The organism is Bacillus sp. FCW2, assembly GCF_021228595.1.
GTDB classification, from domain to species: domain Bacteria; phylum Bacillota; class Bacilli; order Bacillales; family Bacillaceae; genus Bacillus; species Bacillus velezensis.
The window spans coordinates 2,038,928-2,059,597 of sequence record NZ_CP089436.1 but is presented as its reverse complement, the minus strand read 5'-3'; the positions used below and the strand labels follow the sequence as shown (position 1 = coordinate 2,059,597).

At 44.8% G+C, this 20,670-nt stretch carries 22 protein-coding genes and 1 pseudogene; 5 read left to right on the top strand and 18 right to left on the bottom strand.

Annotated elements, in window-relative coordinates:
• Positions 1-17 precede the first annotated feature (17 nt).
• Entirely contained in the window at positions 18-995 is a 978-nt protein-coding gene (locus K3G25_RS10475; protein ID WP_021494599.1) for an HD domain-containing protein, read from the top strand.
• A 212-nt stretch (positions 996-1,207) separates the two neighbouring features.
• Here the strand turns inward: K3G25_RS10475 and K3G25_RS10470 are convergent, their stop codons facing one another.
• The gene (locus K3G25_RS10470) at positions 1,208-1,684 is read right to left on the bottom strand and encodes a DUF4944 domain-containing protein (RefSeq protein ID WP_021494598.1); all 477 of its coding nucleotides are present in this window, start codon (positions 1,682-1,684) and stop codon (positions 1,208-1,210) included.
• Positions 1,685-1,951: 267 nt separating this feature from the next.
• On the opposite strand from K3G25_RS10470, the gene K3G25_RS10465 reads away from it, so the two are divergent.
• Positions 1,952-4,021, top strand: a complete 2,070-nt coding sequence (locus K3G25_RS10465; RefSeq protein ID WP_022554055.1) for a thioredoxin domain-containing protein — start codon at positions 1,952-1,954, stop codon at positions 4,019-4,021.
• Here the strand turns inward: K3G25_RS10465 and K3G25_RS10460 are convergent.
• Entirely contained in the window at positions 4,018-4,914 is an 897-nt protein-coding gene (locus tag K3G25_RS10460) for a CPBP family intramembrane glutamic endopeptidase (protein WP_017418443.1), read from the bottom strand. The genes K3G25_RS10465 and K3G25_RS10460 overlap by 4 nt on opposite strands.
• A gap of 214 nt (positions 4,915-5,128) precedes the next feature.
• Here K3G25_RS10460 and K3G25_RS10455 point away from each other — a divergent pair, with 214 nt between their 5' ends.
• Positions 5,129-6,460 carry an MFS transporter gene (locus K3G25_RS10455; RefSeq protein WP_094296145.1) on the top strand — a complete coding sequence of 444 codons (1,332 nt, stop codon included), beginning with the start codon at positions 5,129-5,131 and terminating at the stop codon, positions 6,458-6,460.
• A 31-nt stretch (positions 6,461-6,491) separates the two neighbouring features.
• On the opposite strand, the gene K3G25_RS10450 is transcribed toward K3G25_RS10455, so the two are convergent.
• From K3G25_RS10450 to K3G25_RS10385, 12 genes and pseudogenes are all read right to left on the bottom strand, one after another.
• The gene (locus K3G25_RS10450) at positions 6,492-6,872 is read right to left on the bottom strand and encodes a VOC family protein (protein ID WP_094296144.1); all 381 of its coding nucleotides are present in this window, start codon (positions 6,870-6,872) and stop codon (positions 6,492-6,494) included.
• 55 nt (positions 6,873-6,927) lie between these two features.
• The gene (locus K3G25_RS10445; protein WP_100262114.1) at positions 6,928-7,866 is read right to left on the bottom strand and encodes a LacI family DNA-binding transcriptional regulator; all 939 of its coding nucleotides are present in this window, start codon (positions 7,864-7,866) and stop codon (positions 6,928-6,930) included.
• 62 nt (positions 7,867-7,928) lie between these two features.
• Positions 7,929-8,495, bottom strand: a pseudogene (locus K3G25_RS20875) (endonuclease/exonuclease/phosphatase family protein).
• Positions 8,492-9,049, bottom strand: coding sequence for a methylated-DNA--[protein]-cysteine S-methyltransferase (locus tag K3G25_RS10425; RefSeq protein WP_014419383.1), 558 nt, complete (start codon positions 9,047-9,049; stop codon positions 8,492-8,494). Before K3G25_RS10425 ends, K3G25_RS20875 begins: the two are co-directional and overlap by 4 nt.
• Positions 9,046-9,627: a bifunctional transcriptional activator/DNA repair enzyme AdaA gene (locus K3G25_RS10420; protein ID WP_017418438.1), complete on the bottom strand. Its 582-nt coding sequence runs from the start codon at positions 9,625-9,627 to the stop codon at positions 9,046-9,048. The genes K3G25_RS10425 and K3G25_RS10420 overlap by 4 nt, the downstream gene beginning before the upstream one ends.
• Positions 9,628-9,821: 194 nt before the next feature.
• Positions 9,822-10,061 carry a 30S ribosomal protein S18 gene (gene rpsR / locus K3G25_RS10415; RefSeq protein ID WP_004392983.1) on the bottom strand — a complete coding sequence of 80 codons (240 nt, stop codon included), beginning with the start codon at positions 10,059-10,061 and terminating at the stop codon, positions 9,822-9,824.
• 43 nt (positions 10,062-10,104) lie between these two features.
• Positions 10,105-10,623, bottom strand: coding sequence for a single-stranded DNA-binding protein SsbA (gene ssbA, locus K3G25_RS10410; RefSeq protein ID WP_004392979.1), 519 nt, complete (start codon positions 10,621-10,623; stop codon positions 10,105-10,107).
• A 39-nt stretch (positions 10,624-10,662) separates the two neighbouring features.
• Positions 10,663-10,950 (bottom strand): 30S ribosomal protein S6, encoded by a 288-nt coding sequence (rpsF, locus tag K3G25_RS10405; protein ID WP_004392977.1) that lies wholly within the window; start codon positions 10,948-10,950, stop codon positions 10,663-10,665.
• Between the two features lie 111 nt (positions 10,951-11,061).
• Positions 11,062-12,162 carry a redox-regulated ATPase YchF gene (gene ychF, locus K3G25_RS10400; RefSeq protein ID WP_004392975.1) on the bottom strand — a complete coding sequence of 367 codons (1,101 nt, stop codon included), beginning with the start codon at positions 12,160-12,162 and terminating at the stop codon, positions 11,062-11,064.
• Positions 12,163-12,288: 126 nt separating this feature from the next.
• Positions 12,289-14,292: a molybdopterin-dependent oxidoreductase gene (locus tag K3G25_RS10395; RefSeq protein ID WP_100262115.1), complete on the bottom strand. Its 2,004-nt coding sequence runs from the start codon at positions 14,290-14,292 to the stop codon at positions 12,289-12,291.
• A gap of 46 nt (positions 14,293-14,338) precedes the next feature.
• Complete coding sequence (locus tag K3G25_RS10390; protein WP_004392973.1) at positions 14,339-14,545, bottom strand: DUF951 domain-containing protein; 207 nt, start codon at positions 14,543-14,545, stop codon at positions 14,339-14,341.
• 85 nt (positions 14,546-14,630) lie between these two features.
• The gene (locus K3G25_RS10385; protein ID WP_099721928.1) at positions 14,631-15,656 is read right to left on the bottom strand and encodes a YkvI family membrane protein; all 1,026 of its coding nucleotides are present in this window, start codon (positions 15,654-15,656) and stop codon (positions 14,631-14,633) included.
• Between the two features lie 143 nt (positions 15,657-15,799).
• Here K3G25_RS10385 and K3G25_RS10380 point away from each other — a divergent pair, with 143 nt between their 5' ends.
• Both K3G25_RS10380 and yyaC read left to right on the top strand, forming a co-directional pair.
• Positions 15,800-16,129: a GNAT family N-acetyltransferase gene (locus K3G25_RS10380; RefSeq protein ID WP_223257575.1), complete on the top strand. Its 330-nt coding sequence runs from the start codon at positions 15,800-15,802 to the stop codon at positions 16,127-16,129.
• Between the two features lie 293 nt (positions 16,130-16,422).
• Positions 16,423-17,037, top strand: a complete 615-nt coding sequence (yyaC, locus tag K3G25_RS10375; RefSeq protein ID WP_004392969.1) for a spore protease YyaC — start codon at positions 16,423-16,425, stop codon at positions 17,035-17,037.
• Between the two features lie 28 nt (positions 17,038-17,065).
• Here the strand turns inward: yyaC and K3G25_RS10370 are convergent, their stop codons facing one another.
• The 4 genes from K3G25_RS10370 to rsmG all read right to left on the bottom strand — a co-directional run bounded on the left by K3G25_RS10370 (position 17,066) and on the right by rsmG (position 20,662).
• A complete protein-coding gene (locus K3G25_RS10370) occupies positions 17,066-17,917 on the bottom strand; it encodes a ParB/RepB/Spo0J family partition protein (protein ID WP_004392966.1) in 852 nt (283 codons plus the stop codon).
• On the bottom strand, positions 17,910-18,671 hold the full coding sequence (gene soj, locus K3G25_RS10365) for a sporulation initiation inhibitor protein Soj (RefSeq protein WP_007409899.1): 762 nt from the start codon (positions 18,669-18,671) through the stop codon (positions 17,910-17,912). The genes K3G25_RS10370 and soj overlap by 8 nt, the downstream gene beginning before the upstream one ends.
• A 298-nt stretch (positions 18,672-18,969) precedes the next feature.
• A complete protein-coding gene (noc, locus tag K3G25_RS10360) occupies positions 18,970-19,821 on the bottom strand; it encodes a nucleoid occlusion protein (protein WP_007615083.1) in 852 nt (283 codons plus the stop codon).
• 121 nt (positions 19,822-19,942) lie between these two features.
• Positions 19,943-20,662, bottom strand: a complete 720-nt coding sequence (gene rsmG / locus K3G25_RS10355; RefSeq protein ID WP_007409901.1) for a 16S rRNA (guanine(527)-N(7))-methyltransferase RsmG — start codon at positions 20,660-20,662, stop codon at positions 19,943-19,945.
• Positions 20,663-20,670: the final 8 nt, after the last annotated feature.

Below are 20,670 nucleotides of genomic sequence, written 5' to 3'. Positions count from 1 at the left end.
CAAAGGGGTGTAAGGAAATGAAGATAACAGATAGTATTTATGGCGATGATGAAATAGATGGAATTCTTGAAGAGCTTATTTTCAGTCATCCAGTACAAAGACTAAAAGGGGTTTACCAAGGAGGAGCAAGTTATTTTGTGAATCAAAAGTGGAATGTCACGAGGTATGAACATTCCATAGGCGTAATGCTCCTCATAAAAAAGCTTGGCGGTTCTTTAGAAGAACAAATCGCAGGTTTACTTCACGATGTATCTCATACCGCATTTTCACACGTTATTGATTTTGTGTTTGAAAATAAAAATGAGGATTATCACGAAAACATTTATCATCAAATCATAACTGATTCAGAGATCCCGCATATTCTTGGTAAGTATGGATTTAATTACAAAGACATTCTATTAGACAACTCTAATTGGAATTTGCTCGAACAGCCATCTCCTGAGTTATGCGCTGACCGGATAGATTATACCTTAAGAGATATGTATCGATACGGAAACATCCTAATGGAGGAAGTTGATCATTTCTTAAATCATCTAATTATTAAAGAAGGAAAAATATATTTAAAAGATATAAAAACTGCTGAATGGTTTGTAAGAACCTATTATAAAGAGGTTATTGATTTCTTTATGAATCCTCTTAATATTTACGGTTATGATTATTTGGCTAAGACTTTAAAAACCGCTTTGGATAAACAAATCATTAACATAAACACACTGCTTGGAACAGATGAAGAAGTAATGAACATCTTGCGTTCTTCCGGGGATATAGATGTTAAAAATCTTATTAGTCGCTTACATCGAAAAGTTATTGTTAAAGAAGATAAGGCTGATTATCATTTGCATCGTAAGAATAAAATGAGGCTTATTGATCCGTCTGTATTCTATGATGACAAACTTATCCCTTCTTCTGCATTATCAAATGAAATTAAAACGCTGAACGAAAACGCTAAGAAAAAAGCTGAGGAAGGGATGTATGTAAAAATAATTTTAAACTGATTTACCTCTTATGCCTGCTTGATAAAAAACCAATACAGTTTGACAAAGCAATCATTAGGCAGACGTAGGGAACAGTCGATCGTTAATGAAAAAGTAAAACACGAAAACAAGCCGGCTCTTATCAGCATTGCTATTTCGACGTGTCACTGGCGGCATAACTCTTAGAATAACCAATAAAGGCAACCAGTTTCGGCTGCCTTTTTAATTATTTTTTAGAAACCCAAGTTTAAAAACTTTTTCTCTTCTAATTTAATGACTGTTATCTTTTCTTTGGATTCATTCCATGTTACTCTGACCTCTAATTTATGACCCTTAATATCCTCCTCGGGCATATAATCAAAGGTTGAAATGTGGTCAGGTCTTTCTCCACCCTCTTTTAAGCTTTCACCATTATATTCAGATAGAGAGTAAGGACCATTCTCTTGATAAACTTTTCCGTCGACCATCAATTCAATTTGTTTGATAGTGATTTTTTTCTCTTTATTTTTGCTACCTTGCCAGTATAAGTTTAAAAAATAGTTTGGCCCAATTGATGTTTTATCTGACTTTTCGATGGAAACCTTCCACTCATTGTCATTACTTGTCCCTTTATAAAGATCTTGTTGATCGTATATTGAATATAAAACAACAAATACCCCCAATAAAATTACAATCGGAATGATTATTTTCATTATCTTTCTTTTTTTCACATACTCCACTCCTATATTTTTATAGGAAAAAATTAAATTTAACCCAAAAGAATGATGTGGCAAAAAAAGGTTTCACTAGTGATTATACCAAATTAGCTTATTATCTAAAAAGCAATAAGGCGGATGAAGTTTAACCCTGAAAATAGAGTCATAAGCCGTTCTCCTTTTTAATGACTTGGGTTTGGTTCACAAAGTTGAGTGTATGAATTTTTTTAGAGGATTGTGGTATGTTAAACGTACAAATAATAAGAGAAAGCAGGTGAGCCCATGCCAAACAATAGTAAACCCAACAGTCTAATCACGGAGAAGTCCCCCTATCTGCTCCAACACGCCCATAATCCCGTAAACTGGCACCCTTGGGGAGAAGAAGCCTTTGAAAAAGCGAAACGCGAAAACAAGCCGGTTCTTGTCAGCATCGGTTATTCGACGTGTCACTGGTGCCACGTAATGGCTCACGAGTCCTTTGAGGACGAAGAGATCGCCCGTATTCTAAACGATAAATTCATAGCCATCAAGGTTGATCGTGAAGAGCGGCCTGATGTGGATTCCGTGTATATGAGAATCTGCCAGCTGATGACGGGGCAGGGCGGGTGGCCGCTGAACGTGTTCGTCACACCAGATCAAAAGCCGTTTTATGCGGGGACGTATTTTCCGAAGACGAGCAAATATAACCGTCCGGGCTTTATCGATGTGCTTGAACATCTGTCCGAAACGTTTGCGAATGACCGGCAGCATGTCGAGGATATCGCCGAAAACGCCGCCGCTCATCTTGAAGTTAAGGTTCACCCGGCTGAGGGCATGCTTGGCGAACAGGCGGTTCATGACACGTATCGCCAGCTGGCCGGCGGGTTTGATACGGTGTACGGCGGGTTCGGCCAGGCTCCGAAATTTCCGATGCCGCATATGCTCATGTTTCTGCTTCGCTACTACAGCTATACGGGCAAGGAACAGGCTTTGGCCGGTGTAACCAAGACACTCGACGGCATGGCGAACGGCGGGATTTTTGACCACATCGGGTTCGGATTCGCCCGCTACTCGACTGATAATGAATGGCTCGTGCCGCATTTTGAGAAAATGCTGTATGACAACGCCCTTCTCCTGACCGCATATACAGAAGCCTACCAAGTCACGGGTAATGAGCGCTACAAACAGATTGCGATGCAGATCGTAACGTTTATTCAGCGGGAAATGATGCATGAAGACGGCAGCTTTTTCTCAGCTTTAGACGCTGATACCGAAGGCCGTGAGGGGAAATATTACATATGGTCCAAAAAAGAAATCATGAACCTTCTCGGTGATGAACTCGGCCCGCTTTACTGCAAGGTGTATAACATCACAGACCAAGGCAATTTTGAAGGCGAAAACATCCCGCACCTCATTTTCACGCGGCGTGAGGCCATCCTAGAAGAGACCGGCCTCACAGAACATGAGCTGGCCGAACGCCTTGAAGAGGCAAGAACAAAATTGCTGGAGGCCCGTGAAAACAGAAGCTATCCGCATACAGATGACAAAGTGCTGACCTCATGGAACGCGCTCATGATTGCCGGGCTGGCAAAGGCCGCAAAGGTATTTCACGAGCCTGACTTTCTCAGCATGGCGGAAACAGCGATCCGCTTTCTCGAACGGCACCTCATGCCGGACGGGCGCGTCATGGTCCGCTATCGCGAGGGCGAAGTGAAAAACAAAGGGTTTATCGATGATTACGCTTTTCTCATCTGGGCTTACCTTGAACTGTATGAAGCGGGTTTTCATCCGTCTTATCTGCAGAAAGCGAAAACGTTATGTACAAGCATGCTGGAGCTGTTCTGGGATGAACGGCACGGAGGCTTCTTCTTTACGGGGAATGATGCCGAAACCCTTCTTGTCAGGGAAAAAGAGGTTTATGACGGGGCAGTGCCTTCCGGAAACAGCGCGGCTGCCGTACAGCTGCTTCGTCTCGGCCGCTTGACGGGTGACATATCACTGATTGAAAAAGCCGAAGCGATGTTTTCCGTGTTCAAACGGGAAATAGAGGCCTATCCGAGCAGCAACGCTTTCTTCATGCAAAGCGTACTGGCACATACAATGCCCCAAAAAGAAATCGTTGTTTTCGGAAGGAAAGATGACCCGGACAGAAAACGTTTCATTGAGGCGCTTCAGGAGCATTTCACTCCCGCCTATACGATTCTCGCCGCAGAACATCCGGAAGAGCTTGCCGGCATTTCTGACTTTGCCGCGGATTATCAAATAATCGATGGGAAGACAACGGTCTACATTTGCGAGAATTTCGCCTGCCGGAGGCCGACGACAGATATTGATGAAGCAATGAACACCTTACAAATCAGCAGCAGAGCCTAGGCGGCCTGCTGCTTTTCTTTTTTCACAAAACGGAACGCGAGCCATGCAAAGATGATATTGATCACCAGAGTCGATATGCAATCATATATTTCATAGCCGCCGGCTGCTGTTGTAAATATCGACGGAATGCCGCCATACACCGAATGATCCTCTGTGAGAAAGATAAATAAAAACATATTATTGGCAGCGTGACCGCCAAGGGACATCTCCAGACTGCCCGTTTTAATCGTGATAAAGGTCCAGATCATGCCAATGGTGACATATCCGATTCCCGCCCAGAGAGCTCCATTTTCCATCTCCGGATTTCCGAAATGAAGTGCGCCGAATAATCCGCCGATAATGACTGTCAGAACCACCGCGTTTGCCGTCAATTTTCCGGCGAACTGAAGCAGAAAACCGCGAAAGAGAAATTCCTCCGCAGAGGTTTGAATCGGCACCAACAAGACGGCCGCCGCTAACAGCAGCAGAAAACGTGAAGCATGGAATTCCTGAAGCATGAAACGATCCGGATGAATTGTAAAATCAATCAGCCCCGCGACAAACATCAACACAACATATGTGCCGAATCCAAAGAAAATTCTCTTCCAGTTCAGCGACTGATTCGGTGTGATGATGGATAAAAACCGCCGCTTCATAATGAAACGAACCGCTATCCAAATGCCCGGAATCGCTATGAAATAGACGATATGCTGTAAATAAATATCCGCCAGCGGGTCACTTAATGCCGCCTCATCCCAATTTATCGTCAGTGAAGGGTTGAAAGCGGACGTGAGAAACATATAAAACACGGTCAGTATGCTTCCAAAAAAGAACAAACCCACAATGACCAACAGAGAAAGAAGATATCTCGATACACTATTTCTTCCCTCTGCGGGCCGTACAAACGTATTCATATTTATGCATCAACTTCCTTTCCTTCAACATTTTACAATATAAACAGAAACAGATATAGGAAATGTTATATATTTTAAGAAGAAAGCGCTATGCCGTTTCCTTTGGCTCTGGTTATTTACACTCTGTTTTTGCCAAAAAAAGACCTTTATAATGTATTCGTCAGATAAATTTACAGTATTTTCTGATTACAATTGCAAAGTCAGGGGGTTTTTTATGAAACATCAGACATTCTCAAATGTAGCGAACCGATTAGACCGTCTCCCCATTTCGCGTGTGCACTATCAAGTATTAACCGCTCTCGGAATCATCTATTTTTTCGATCTCGCTGATCTGTTTACGCTCAGCAACGTGGCTCCGGCGCTGATTGAGCATTGGGGCGTGAAGCTGTCCACCATTGCCGACATTACGGCCGCATCCTTCCTGGGCATGTTTTTAGGCGCGTCCATCGGCGGAAGGCTGTCCGATCGGATCGGCAGGAAAAAAGCGCTGAATTGTTTTGTCCTTGTCTTTTCGATCTCATCTTTTCTGAATGCGCTGGCATGGGACATTCCGTCCTTAATGATTTTCCGCTTCTTGACCGGGCTCGGCGTCGCGGCCGCCATGATTGTGACGAACAGCTATTTGGCGGAATTTTTTCCATCCTCCGTACGGGGAAAATACATCTCCTTTTGCGCCATGATCGGACTGATCGGCGTTCCCGTCACAAACGTTGTTTCCGCTTTTGTCATTCCTTTAGGCTCATGGGGGTGGCGGCTCGTATTCGTATGGGGGGCGGCCGGTCTCATTTATTTCTTTTTTATCCGCCGGCTTGAGGAATCGCCGCGCTGGCACGAAAATCGGGGCGCATATAATCAGGCAAACACCATTATGAACCGTCTTGAAGCACGTATAGAGAAAGAAAAAGGCCCGCTTCCCGCGCCAAAAGAGGCGGCTGAAGTACATACAGTGAAGCACGCAGGCTACTTAGGGCTGTTTCAGGGCAGGAATTTAAAGATCACCATCATCCTGTCAGCGGTATGGATTCTTGAAACCTTTGGCTTTTACGGCTTTGCTTCATGGGTGCCCAGCCTGCTGAAAAGCAACGGCATCACCATGGAAAAAACGCTGTGGTACAATGTGCTTCACTCTGTCGGCGCGCCGCTTGGCGCATTGCTCGGTTCCATGATATCCGAGACGTTCCAAAGGAAATGGATTCTGGCCGCAAGCGCTTTTCTGACTGCCATTGCCGGACTGTTATACGGCATGACGTTTATTCCCGTCATGATTATTGTGTTTGGATTTGTCGTTAACGTCACGGAACGGATCTTCACCTCAAACTTATACGCCTATACTTCGGAGCCGTATCCTACGGAATATCGCTCGGCCGGGAGCGGGCTGGCGTACGGGCTCGGCCGTTTTTCCAACATATTCGGCTCCCTGCTCGTCGGATTTATTGCCGTTAAGCTCGGCTACATCAGCGTCTTTTTGTTCATCGGTGGCTGCTGGCTTCTATGTTCCGTTTTGTTAATCCTCTTCGGCCCGAAAACAAATGCTCAGCAAATTTAATCAAAAAAACAGTGCGGGTTCCCCCGCACTGTTACACTGTGATTTCTATCAAATTGCCTTCCCAATCCTCTATCACACTCTCATAATATCCGTCACCCGTTACGCGCGGGCCGCTTACAACCTGAAATCCGTCGTTTTTAAACGTCTCCGTCAATTCATTCACCCGCTCCTTGCTGCCTGTAGAAAATGCGAGATGCGCCCATCCGGTCATATTCTGTGACGGAGCTTCATCAATGCCGCCTTTTTTCATAAGTTCCAGCCTGCTTCCGGAGTCAAATGTCAGAAAATACGATTTGAAATCTTTTTTCTCATTATGATAAAGGTCATTGGCCTTGGCGCCGAAGTATGTCTCATAAAACTCTTTCATCCGTTCTAAATCTTTCACCCATATCGCTGCATGTTCAATTCGCATATGTCCGCCTCCTTTTTTTCTCAATCTAGTTATAAAGCATGAAACCCATTTCAGCTCAAGACTTTTTCCGCTGAAATTGATGCATAATTTGTTTTTTAGCCGTTTCTTCGTGAAAAAACAGCAAAAATGCTTCCTTTCCGACCCGTTCCAAATGAAGTTCCAGGGATGGAATATTCAATGCCCGGCTGACGCTCAGATTTCCCTCGCCGATGATCTCCGCGTCCCATTTCTGTTCTTTCGCAAACTGGAACAAGCCGGCAGCCACATCATCACTGTGCGCATAGATGGCCGTCGGCGCCTTGTCGAAACCCCGGAAGTGCTCACCCGCCCGCTTTCCGTCGTCCATATCATGGCATCCGACCAGAATGCGGGTTTCATCAAGAGAGCCGAAAACCGCCTTATATGCGGTTACCTTGTCGGCCGTACTCGGGCTTTTTTCCGCTTCCCGCACACATGTAAAAGCAACGTCTTGATGCCCGCGGTTCTTCAAATACAAAAAGCTTTCTCTGTATGCTGCCTGCCTGTCATTATAAGCGCAGGGAATCTCTTGATGCTGTGTATATTCACAAGCGACAATGGGACCGTATTCCAGGTAAGGTACGGCGGTTTCCCATTCATTCGCACGGGACGTGACAATCAGTCCGTCAATCTTTTTCATTTTCAGCAGTTCGAAATATGTCAACTCTATAGCGGGGTCATAGTTGGTGGGGAGAAGGGTTGTCACGTAATCATGGGCAAACGCTTCCTTCGTGATACCGTTTACAATTTTGTCAAAGCAGGGATGGTCGCTGTACGGCAAAATCACGCCGATTGTATTGGTCTTTCCGCGAATCAGATCAATGGCAGTTCGGTTAGGGGTATAATCCAGCTCCTTCATCACTTGATTCACAAGACGCCTTTTCTCCTCAGATACGTACGGGTGTCGGTTTAATACGCGTGATACGGTGGCCACCGACACATTCGCCAGTTTCGCAATCTCTTTTATATTTGCCATGTGCTCCTCCATTTTCGGTGATAAAAAAGCAGCAAGAGTGGATTTCTCTTACTGCTATCTCATCATAAATCCACTGTCATTTCAACAGGGCAATGGTCAGAACCCATGATATCGGCACAAATGGCCGCTTCGCTGATCCGCTGCTTCAGTCTGTCTGAAACAATAACGTAATCAAGCCGCCAGCCGATGTTTTTCTCACGTGCGTTCGTCCTGTAAGACCACCAGGAATAGGCGCCTTCCCGATCAGGCGATCTGAATGTCGCACACAGGGAGATAGACTTAAAAAATCCGAAAGCCAACCGGAAGAACGCCGGTTTCTCGGATCAGGAGCGGGAAGCGTTCAGCGCCCTGCTGAACGCCGGATTTACCGATTCATTCCGCTATTTATATCCATAGAACACGTGCAGCGGCTTTTCTTTCGAAAAAACAGCCGTGCCTGAGTAGCCTTTTTTCACCGCATAGTTCCAATAGGCGTGATATCCTTCAGCCTGTAATGATACTTGTCCGTCCTGTACTTTTGTTTCTTGCAGACATAGAATATCGGCTTCCGTTTCCTGAACGTAAGTATTGATATCTATCTTTTTCATCACGGCACGCAAGCCGTTTACATTCCAAGAAATCAGTTTCATGTGATCCCTCCTGTCCGGCTCAGCCGGTATTCCAGTGTTTCAATGTTTCCGCCCTCTAATGCCAGCAGCTGCTTTTTCATTTCTAAACCGCCTCTGAATCCGGTCAGTTTCCCGTTTTTCCCGATGACGCGATGGCACGGAACCGTAATCAATACCGGATTTTTTCCAATCGCGGCGCCCACTGCTCTTACAGCTGCCGGTTTCTGAATCATTTCTGCTATATCCGAATAGGAGTATGTCTCGCCGTACGGTATGTCCATAAGCGCTTTCCATACAGCAAGCTGAAATTCTGTCCCGTAAAGATCCACCGGCACTGAAAAAGCTGATCTGCCATTGTCGATGTACTCGGACAGCTCTGCCGTGTAAGACGCCAGCTTTTCATCATCACGTGCCAATCGGTATTGCGGTATTGCTTTTTTTGCCCACTGCTCAAGCTCTTCAAAGCTTCCATGATTTGAACCTATAAAGCAAAGCCCCTTAGATGTGGCGGCTGTATACAGGCTCCAATCATTCCGTGTGAAGAGTGTCCAATAGATCATAGGCTCTTTACTCATATTGAACCTCCCTGTCCCATTTTGGCCGTTTTTCTGTATTCTGTGGGCGAACTCCCGGTTCCCTTTTTAAAAAGGGTCGCGAAATGCGCTGTGTTTGGAATTCCGACAGTCAGAGCGATCTCCATGACTGTCATATCAGTATGCTTTAAAAGGTGTTCCGCCTTCGACAATCTTATTTTCTGTATATACGCAATCGGGGACATTCCCCTGATTTTTTTAAATGTCCGCTGTAAATGATAGGGGCTGCCGTGACACATTTCGGCCAGTACACTCAGAGTCAGAGATTCGTGATAATGGCGTTCAATGTATTCAATGATTTGAGCAATCCATTCTTCATCAGGAAGACGAAGACCGTTCGGCCGGCACCTTTTACAGGGACGAAAATGTCTCTCGAGCGCTGCATCAGCCGTATCAAACACCAGCACGTTTTCTTTATTCGGAACTCTCGATTTACAAGAAGGCCGGCAGAAAATCCCCGTCGTTTTTACTGCATAATAAAATACTCCGTCATAAGAAGCATCATTGCGTATGATTGCGCTCCACTTTTCATCAGTCAGGATATTTCTGTCTGTCTCCATCTCAGCCACCCCCTGTTTTTCAGTATAAACAAATTCATTGCATAAGTACGCGTTTTTGAATAGAGGAGCAAGATAACAAAGATATAGGTGTCAGGAGCACTTCCATGTTTCATGTGAAACATTTCGGCAGGATGGAGGGGTACTGATATAAAAAAAGAGCAGGAGCCCGCAGGCTCTTGCTCTTTTCTTTCGGCTTACTCGCCAGTTACGTATGGAAGTAAAGCCATTTGACGTGCGCGTTTGATCGCGATAGTCAATTTACGTTGGTATTTCGCGTTTGTTCCAGTTACACGGCGAGGTAAGATTTTACCACGCTCAGAAACAAACTTTCTAAGAAGATCTACATCTTTGTAATCGATGTGCGTAATGCCGTTAGAAGTGAAGTAACAAACCTTACGGCGTTTCGCACGACCGCCTCTGCGTCCTCCTGCCATTGTCATTTCCCACCTTTCTCGTTATGAATATAGCGATAATCTATTAGAACGGAAGATCATCATCCGAGATGTCAATCGGCTTGCCGTCGTTGGCAAATGGATCATCATTAAAGCTGTTCCCTTGATTTCGTCTCTGGTTGTTCTGATTTCCGCCGAACGGATTATCATTTTGGCCTCCGCCAAAGTATTGGCCTCCGCCGCTGTTTCCTTCGTTGTATCCGCCTGATCCAGAACCGCCGCTGTTTTTAGGCTCAAGAAATTGAACACTTTCAGCTTGGACTTCTGTCACGAAGACACGCTGTCCCTGCTGATTTTCATAATTTCTTGTCTGGAGTCGGCCGTCTACGCCGGCAAGGCTTCCTTTTTTAAGAAAGTTTGCAACGTTTTCGGCTTGTCTTCTCCAAGTGACACAATTAATGAAATCGGCTTCACGTTCTCCGGACTGGTTCGTGAATGTACGATTCACAGCAAGAGTAAACGTGGCGACAGCCGCACCGCTTGGCGTATAACGAAGCTCTGGGTCTTTTGTCAGTCTTCCGACTAATACAACTCGGTTAAGCATATGAAAGACCACCTTTTAACATTATATATTTCAAATTGCTTATTCTTCTTCTTTAACAACGATGTGGCGAATGATATCGTCACTGATCTTAGCTAAACGGTCGAATTCAGCAACCGCTGCAGCTTCAGACTGAACGTTTAAGATTTGGTAGAAACCGTCACGGAAATCATTGATTTCGTAAGCAAGACGACGTTTACCCCAATCTTTTGTTCCAGTGATCTCCGCTCCGTTAGAAGTCAATACGTTGTTGAAACGCTCGATAACTGCCTTCTTTGACTCTTCGTCAATGTTCGGACGGATAATGTACATAACTTCGTACTTTTTCATCTGTTTGCACCTCCTTTTGGTCTAAGCGGCCCTATAATGGGCAAGGAGCAATAATTCTATTACTCACAAGTTTATATTATACCAAAGCTCTTGTCCCTTTACAACTGTGTCCTATACATTAAATCGGAAATGAATGACATCTCCGTCTTGGACTACATATTCCTTACCTTCCAGACGCACTTTTCCGGCTTCTTTCGCTCCGGACATTCCGCCGCCTGCCAAAAGGTCTTCATAAGCAACCGTTTCAGCGCGGATAAAGCCGCGTTCAAAGTCAGTGTGGATGATACCCGCACACTCAGGAGCTTTCATGCCTTTTCTGAATGTCCATGCGCGCACTTCCTGTTCGCCCGCCGTAAAGTATGTCGCAAGGCCGAGAAGAGAGTATGACGCTTTAATCAGCTGATCAAGACCTGATTCTTCGATGCCGAGCTCCTCAAGGAACATTTGCTTTTCTTCGCCTTCCAATTCAGCAATTTCGGACTCAATTTTCGCGCAGACGACGATAACCTCGGCGTTTTCACCCGCGGCGTACTCCCGGATTTTCGCAACATATTCATTATCTGAAGGATCAGCCACTTCATCCTCGCTTACATTTGCCACATAAAGCACGGGTTTTGACGTAAGCAAATGAAGCTGCTTCACAAGCTTTTGCTGTTCTTCCGTAAATTCAACGGAACGGGCAGGCTTTTCTTGTTCGAAAGCTTCTTTTAATTTAGACAGAATGTCAAATTCAAAAACCGCTTCTTTGTCTTTTTGCTTCGCAAGCTTGCTTACACGCGTGATGCGTTTTTCGACTGTCTCCATGTCGGCAAGAATCAATTCAAGGTTGATCGTTTCAATATCGTCAATCGGATCGACTTTCCCTGACACGTGCGTAATATTGTCATCAGCGAATGCCCGTACAACGTGACAGATCGCATCTACCTGACGGATATGAGAAAGAAACTTATTTCCGAGTCCTTCACCTTTAGATGCCCCTTTTACGATCCCCGCGATATCAGTGAATTCAAACGCAGTCGGCACCGTTTTTTTCGGGTTCACCAATTCAGTCAGCTTTTGCAGACGTTCATCCGGCACTTCCACGATTCCCACGTTCGGATCAATTGTACAGAACGGGTAGTTGGCTGATTCGGCACCAGCCTGGGTAATTGCATTAAATAACGTCGATTTTCCGACATTCGGCAAACCGACAATTCCAGCAGTTAAAGCCATTCTTTCATCTCCTCTATATCAAACCATCATCGTATAAACGTATTGTAAACCTAGAGCAATTATAAGGAGGTTCATAGGAAAAGACAAGCTGAGAAAAAAGCATTTCCCGCCCTCTCTCTCCTTAGATTATCCTTTTTTAACCGCTACCAGACAGTCAAAAAGCGTACTTCCCATTCCATTATCGGAATTTGAATCCTTTGTGAGCATGTTGACGGAGCCTCCGAATGCCGCCCACATGCCTTCATCTATATTCACCGTCTTCGGGTGAGCCTGCTTCATGATTTTCACCCTGCCGCGCAGACGGCCGCGGTCATTGTATACCTCTGCCGTATCTCCGTCTTGAAGTGAAAGCTCCTCGGCGATATCCGGCGACAGATCCACCTGAATCTGCTGAAGCTTTTCAATAAACGGCACGTGCTGTGAATGATTGGAGCGCTGCGGGTGAATGGACAGCAGCGTATACGGGTATTTCCCGGCAAGCCCGGCGTCATGATAAACAGACTCCTCCGGCACCTCCAATTGAGGGAGGCCGCTGTATCCTTTCTCTTCTGCCAGTGACGAGACGAATTCAAATTTTCCGCTCGGGGTTAAAAATTGAAAATCACTCCACGGAACCTGTTTGACCGGAAGCGGCATATGTCCTTTTTCCTTTAATTGCTCAAGGGTGATTCCTTCTTTCTCCAAAGAAGAGAGCCCCATTTTTAAGAAATCTTCCGTACTGTAATCAAACAGCTCCCCGAATCCGAGACGCTTTGCGAGTTCCGTCCAGATCCAGCGGTCTGATTTTGCCTCTCCCTGCGGTTCCGCAAGCTTCTTGCCATATTGAACATAGTGATGATACATGCTGGAATAATAAATATCTTCCTCTTCGAAAATAACGGCCGTCGGCAGCACATAGTCACAGAGCTTCGCCGTATCGGTCATGACCGAATCAATGGCCACTGTGACCGGTGTTTTTTCAAACGCTTCCTTCACTTTTTTTGTATTCGGCACCTGTGTCAGCGGATTGCCGCACGTCACGATGATCATCTCAATCGGCGGATCGGCTGCATTCAGCGCCTCTTCAGCTTGAGTCATCATCGAAAACGTTCTCGAACTTTTCTTCAGATCAGGACGGGTGAGCTCGGCCTTTGCAAAGCTTTCACCGACTTGCACATTTCCGAAGTTTGCGCCGCCGCCTTTGATACCGACATTTCCGCTCGCCGCAGCTAAAGCGTCAATCCACCGTATCGTCCCGCCCCCGTTTTTATATCTCTGCATCCCAAGACCCATAAAAGTGGAGGCGGGACCGTCAGCATATAAATCAGCAAGATATTCAAGCACTTCTAAAGACGTTTCTGTTTTCTCAATGATCTCCTCAAAAGAAATCGTCTTCAGAAGCTTTTCTATTTCTTCAAAACCGACCGAATGCCTTTGAATGAAATCGGAATCGGTTCTGCCGGTTTGGCATAATATTTTTAAAACACCCGCCGCAAGCCAGCCATCCATGCCGGGTTTGACGGATATATACCGATCGGCAAGCTTTGCAGTCGGGTTAAAAATAGGATCAATGACCGTCAGTGTCGCTCCTTTTTTCTTCACCTGCTGCAGATGATGATAGAGGTGCATATTCGTCCGGGACACGTTTCTGCCCCATACGATCACATGCTTGCTGTGATAAATATCAAGCGGTCCATGCCCGTAAGAACGCCCGAAATCCCAGCGCTGCGCTTCAATGCCGGAACCCCAGCAAATGCTGCCCGCAATCTCCGTTACACCGCCGTATCCATTGAAAAAACGCTGGTCGAGCGCCTTCAAAAGACCGTTATTGGCGTAATCATGACTGTGCAGCACTGCGGCAGTGCCCAACGTCTCCTTAATCACCGCCATTTTTTCCGCGATTTCATCTAACGCCTGCTCCCAGGAAATGCGGACAAATTCGCCGTCTTTCTTTTTTAAAGGAAAACGAAGCCGTTCCGGCGCATTCGTTTTCGTCTCCAGCATTCTGCCCCGGCCGCAAATTTTTCCTTCCGTAATGGGATGATTCGGGTCTCCGTCTACTTTCGTCACCTTTCCATCCTCAACTGTCACCAAAAAGCCGCAGCTGTCCCAGCAATTCAGCGGGCACGCTGACTGATGCACTTTGCTCATCGGGCCTCTTCCTCTCCTCTATATGAAAAAGCATGAGCGCCAGCCCTTATGATGTAGGCTCCTCATGCTTGACGAGTACTTTTTTCAGCTTTCTCTCAAAATCTCTTCTCGGAATCATGACACTGTGGGAACAACCCGTGCATTTGATCCGAATATCCATTCCCATCCGAATGATTTTCCACCTGTTTTCACCGCAAGGATGCGGTTTCTTCATTTCAACAATATCATTCAGGCCAAAGTCTTTATCCGCCAAGACCCTTCACCTCTCTCCATAGACTGCTTTATTTATTGTACAAAAAAAGACAGGATAAGAGCAACGGCCGCACTCAAAATGAGCATTATACTTTTTTCCATCTCCCTAAAATAGGGTAAAGAAGAAGACATACTAGCAAATAAAGACTCAAAAGCCCGTAAATGGGATATAAAATGGCGATCAAATCTGAAAAACCGATTGTCGTAAAAGGCACCATCACAGCTAAAAGAAGAGCTACGAGCGTCCATCTCGGCAATTTCACAAATGCAAGCATGCGGCTGGAAAGCCCGAACAGACCGGTCACGGTTGTCGTATAGATGGCTAAAAAAAGCACGGCGGCCATACAAAGAAATAACGGATAAGGAGCGCCTTCAAGGACGGCGAAAAGAGGCATCTCATATTGTGTAAGACTGCCTGAAAGCTGCACAAGCGTTTCATTGTAAACAAATGAAATCACACCGAAAATCAGCCCGCTTGCAACGCTTGCGATTTTCGCTTCTCCCAGTCCTTTCATATCTTTCCCGATTGAAGAAAGAACAGCGACAACAGAAAGGATGTTTAAGGACGTGAAGGTAATGCTTGCCGGCCAATTATACTGGCGGGTCAAATCTATCGTCCACGTGTAATGATGGGTTGTCTGAAAAAAGACCAATGCATATAACAGCCCCGCTACAAGAATCGGTATCAAAATACTATTCAGAGATAATATTCCTTTTATATCCCAAAAGAATAAACCGACGGTCACAATGCAAAGAAGAAAAATACCGATCCAAAACGGCAGCTTGTACATTTGCAGCGTCACACCGCCGCCGGCAATCATAACCATCGTCATTGAAAACAAATAAAACATAATAAGCACATCATAGACTTTAGCAAGAGCCGGCCCCATCAGATGCTCAAGCACAGGTAAAAAGTGCGTTGATTGAACCCGATAGCTGATCTTCAACACAATATAAGCCGAAATCGTAAACATGACTGTAAACAATACAATAGCCAGTCCGCTTTCGACACCGAAAAACTGCCATATTTCCTGCCCGCTTGCATACCCAGCCCCAATCTGGCTGCTTAATATGAGCAGCATCCACTTCATCCCGGCTCTCCACACCCTCATCACCTCATAAAATTTCTGATAATCTCCGCATATTGCTACTATATTGAGTGACAGCGGCAATCATTCATACAAATGGGACAAATATGGTATGATAACGACGATTGACTATTCAGAAAATTTTATTTATATAAGGAGCTCAAATCATGTACATCAGGCGTTTAACCGCAAATGATACCAAGCCTTACACCGATATCAGGCTCAAAGCTTCAAAAGATCACCCGGACGCGAGGCTTGAATCCGGTAATGCCATCGTGCTTGGTGCCTTTGAAAAAGACAGACTGATAGGAATCCTCAAGATCTCCAAGCATTCGCTGTTTAAACTAAGACACATTGCGGTTATCGGTTCTATGTATATTTCCCCCAAACATCGAAGGTCAGGCGCAGGAAAAGCGTTACTGACGGAAGCCATCAGCCAGGCAGCAAAAAAGATGAAAGACACAGACAGCTCCATCTCTCTGTTACTCAACAAATGAACCCGCAAAAAAACTCTACGCTCAGTTAGGATTTACCCTCTTTTCTACAGAAAAAAGAGCGCTGAAATTAGATCATCAGCAATATGTAATGTAGATCAAATGGTCTTATTTCTTTCATGAACTTAAAGAATAACTGCTCTGAGTTCTTTTTTCTATCCCGTTCTTTTCAAACAACCGGCATGCTGATCATGACATAAGCATAAAAAAAGGCAGCGCTGGATATACTGTAAACAACCTACATCACCAAAAACAACAATGTAATACTCGTATGACATGACAAGGAAGTGAACCTTATGAATCGAAAAGGCGGGCTTTTTTCTCAAGAACGGGCAAAACAATATGTATCTCATACGGATTCTTCTGCTGCGAATCAAATACAAGCGATCCTTACTTCATCTTTACGTAAAGCAGCCGGCAGACCGTTAGTCACCGTGTGTATCGGTACAGATCGGTCGACCGGAGATTCATTAGGTCCGCTCGTAGGAACAAAGTTAGAAAAAATGAATTTAGGCAGATTGCACGTTTACGGCACGCTGTCAGATCCTGTTCACGCCGTCAATATGAAAGACAAGCTGAAAGATATTCAACATCTACATAAAAATCCGTTTATTATAGCGGTTGATGCTTGTTTAGGCCGCGTCAAAAGCGTAGGCTCATTTCAAATCGGCGATGGGCCGCTGAAGCCCGGAGCAGGTGTTCAAAAAGACCTTCCTGAAATTGGTGACGTCCATATCAATGGAATCGTCAATGTCAGCGGGTTTATGGAGTATTTTGTCCTGCAGAATACGAGGCTTCATCTTGTTATGAGCATGGCAAATGTTTTAGCAGAGGGGTTACAGCTGACAGATAAATCAGAAGGCCGGCAGGAACGGCTCAGTCCGTTTCATAAGCTGACAAGACGTATATAAAAAACCATCTTTTAAAAAAAGATGGTTTTTACGCTTCTCTTTCAGACAATAGTTCTAGGATACGTTCAAGATCTTCATTTGAGAAAAACTCAATCTCAATCTTCCCTTTTTTCTTTTGTCTCTTAATATTTACTGTTGTTCCGAAGTAATTTTGCAAATACGATTCCCGCTCTTTTAACACAACATCTTGAACAGGTTCTTTTTTCTTTGTTTCACGTGGAACATTGTTGTTTAACTGCTGAATCAGCTGCTCAAGCTGACGGACGTTCAGCTGTTCTTCAACCACTTTCTTCACAAGCGGTTCAAGCTTGTTTTTATTTTTCAAACCAAGCAAGGTTCTGCCGTGTCCCATGGATAACGTACCTTCTGCAATGAGGTTCTGGATGCTTTCCGGCAGCGTCAGCAGTCTTAAATGGTTGGCAATATGAGGCCTGCTTTTCCCGAGCCGTTTAGCGAGCTGTTCCTGGGTTAAATCCAAATGCTTCAGCAGTGAGTCATATGCCAGAGCTTCTTCAAGCGGTGATAAGTCTTCACGCTGAAGGTTTTCCAAAAGAGCGATTTCCCGCATCAGCGATTCAGATAAATCCCGCACGATAGCCGGCACTGTCTCTTTACCGGCAAGTTTTGCGGCGCGGTAACGGCGTTCGCCGGCTACAATATCATAGCCCTTCAATGATTTTCTCACGATAATGGGCTGAAGAATGCCATGCTGAATGATGGATTCCTTCAGTTCAGCTAATGACTCATCGTCAAATTGTTTTCTTGGCTGATAAGGATTGGGGCGCAAATCACTGATTTTAATCTCTTCCACTGTCTCTTCAGACAAATCAACCTGATTAAACAACGCGTTAATCCCTTTTCCGAGCCCGCCTTTAGCCATTCGCTGCCACTTCCTTTGCTAAATCTAAATATACTTCCGCACCTCTCGAACGCGGATCGTATAATATGATCGGCTTGCCGTGACTCGGCGCCTCACTTAAACGGACATTGCGAGGGATAATGGTTTGATACACTTTATCTCTAAAGTATTTCTTTACCTCCTCTATCACTTGAATGCCGAGATTCGTTCTGGCATCAAGCATCGTCAGAAGCACTCCTTCTATCATTAAGTCGGTATTTAAATGTTTTTGCACAAGCCGAACTGTATTTAATAATTGACTCAATCCTTCAAGAGCGTAGTATTCGCACTGAACCGGGATAACGACTGAATCTGAAGCAGTAAGCGCATTAATCGTTAATAACCCGAGAGACGGAGGACAATCAATAATCATGTAATCGTAATTTTGTTTCACTGATTCTAATGCTCTTTTCAGCCTGACCTCCCGTGAGATCGTCGGAACCAATTCGATTTCCGCTCCCGCAAGCTGGATCGTGGCCGGAATGACATCTAAGTTCTCTACTGAAGTCGGTTTAATAATATCTGTAACATCTGCATCATCTACTAAAATGTCGTACACACAATGATCCACATCGGCTTTTTCAATCCCTAATCCGCTCGTTGCATTGCCCTGCGGATCAATATCAACAAGAAGAACCCTTTTACCTATGTAAGCCAAGCAAGCCCCCAGATTAACAGAAGTCGTCGTCTTCCCGACTCCGCCTTTTTGGTTCGTAATTGCTATGATTTTTCCCACGATGTCACCTACCTTCACATGAACATGTACTGTCTTGTTTCTATCTTATCAAAAAAAGAGTAAAGCGTTTTATTTTTTTCATAATTTGTTTATCAGCAAGTGAAAAAAATGTAAACGAAAAAGACACTTTCTAATATAAGTTCTCCGATAAAGTGACTTTTTTGACTGTAAAAAGACAATTCACGACACAAAAAGATAAAATTTTACATATATAATGTATAGTGCACAATAAATCTATCATTATCTCAAAATAGTTTTTTGATTAAAATAAAAACTCCCCTGCTGATCAGGAGAGTTTTTATTTAGGTATCCGAATGGTAAGCTGGATGTACTCTTCGAATTCTTCTTCTTCAGTATTCAGTCTGACGCCGCTGTCTTCTACCATGGACAGTGACTGACGAATCGTATTCATCGCAATTCTTGTATCCCTGCTGAACGCTTTGCGTCTCGGCTTTGGTTTCTGCTTATTCTGTTCAAGCATTTTCACCACTCTGTCTTCCGTCTGCTTGACGTTTAAGCTTTTCTCAATGATTTCCGCAAGCAATGTGACCTGAAGCTCCGGCTGTTTGAGCGGAATCAGTGCTCTTGCATGACGTTCCGTAATTTTTTTCTCCATAATCGCATCCTGGACCGGTTCCGGGAGCTTTAACAATCGGAGCTTGTTCGCAATCGTTGACTGGCCTTTTCCTAAGCGCTGCGCCAAGGCTTCCTGTGTTAAATCATGAAGTTCTAACAGCCTTGCGTACGCATGAGCTTCCTCAATGGAGGACAATTCTTCCCTTTGCAGGTTTTCAATCAAAGCGACAGATGCTGTTTCCGTATCAGAAAAATCTTTAATAATTGCGGGAATCTTCTCCCATTCAAGCGTCTGTACCGCTCTCCAGCGCCTTTCACCCGCAATGAGCTCATATTGTCCTTCATCTTCTGTATGTCTGACAACAATCGGCTGAATGATGCCGTGTGTATGGATAGTCATTGCTAACTCTTTGATTTTTTCATCTGAGAAAATGGTGCGTGGCTGAAAACGGTTGGGAACGATAGCATGTACCGGTATTTCGAGTATCTCTTCTTTGTTTGTATCATGCTCAGCTATCTCCGGTTCCTCTTCCTTCTCACCAAACCCGAAGAAACGAGAGAATGAATGCTTCATGTACCTACACCACCTTTAAAAACTGCCATTTTTATAATTCTATTTTCTCATGGTTTTTCCTGCTGTATCTTCATCAATTTTGCAGAAAATATGATGGAATTGTCACATCAGGCTGTCTAAATTACCCTTCAATTGGCGATTTATTTGGAGTACCCGGTTTTCTCGGATATTTTTTCGGAGTGCTTTTCGTCTTGCGAATGATCATAATGTTCCGTTCACTTTCTTCAACAGGAAGTGTAAAGGAATGAACTTGTTCAAGCTCTCCTCCCAATACTTTAATCGCCTTTTGCCCCGCTTTCAGCTCTTCATCAGCTGCTGCTGCTTTTAGTGCGGCAAATACGCCGTTTTTCTTGGCCAGCGGCAGACAAAGCTCACTCAGGACCGACAGACGCGCCACCGCACGGGCCGTCACGAGATCGAAGCTTTCCCGTACGTCTTTCCGTTGTCCGAATGTCTCCGCTCTGTCATGGACAAATGTCGTATGCTCTAATTGTAAAGCATCAGAGAGAGTTTCCAAAAACGTAATCCGCTTATTCAGTGAATCGACGATGGTGACATGCAGATGCGGGAAGCAGATTTTGATGGGCAGGCTTGGAAAACCGGCGCCGGCGCCGACATCACAAAGAGTGGTGACCTTTTCAAAATCAATATAAAATGCCGCCGTTATCGAATCATAAAAATGCTTGAGATAAACTTCCTTTTTCTCAGTGATGGATGTCAGATTCATTTTTTCGTTCCATTCCACGAGCATCCGGTAATACAACTCGAATTGCTCCAGCTGGCGGTCAGAAAGGGAAATCCCTTTCTCCGCTAAACTGGATGTAAATTCCTCTATATTCATGCCGTCAT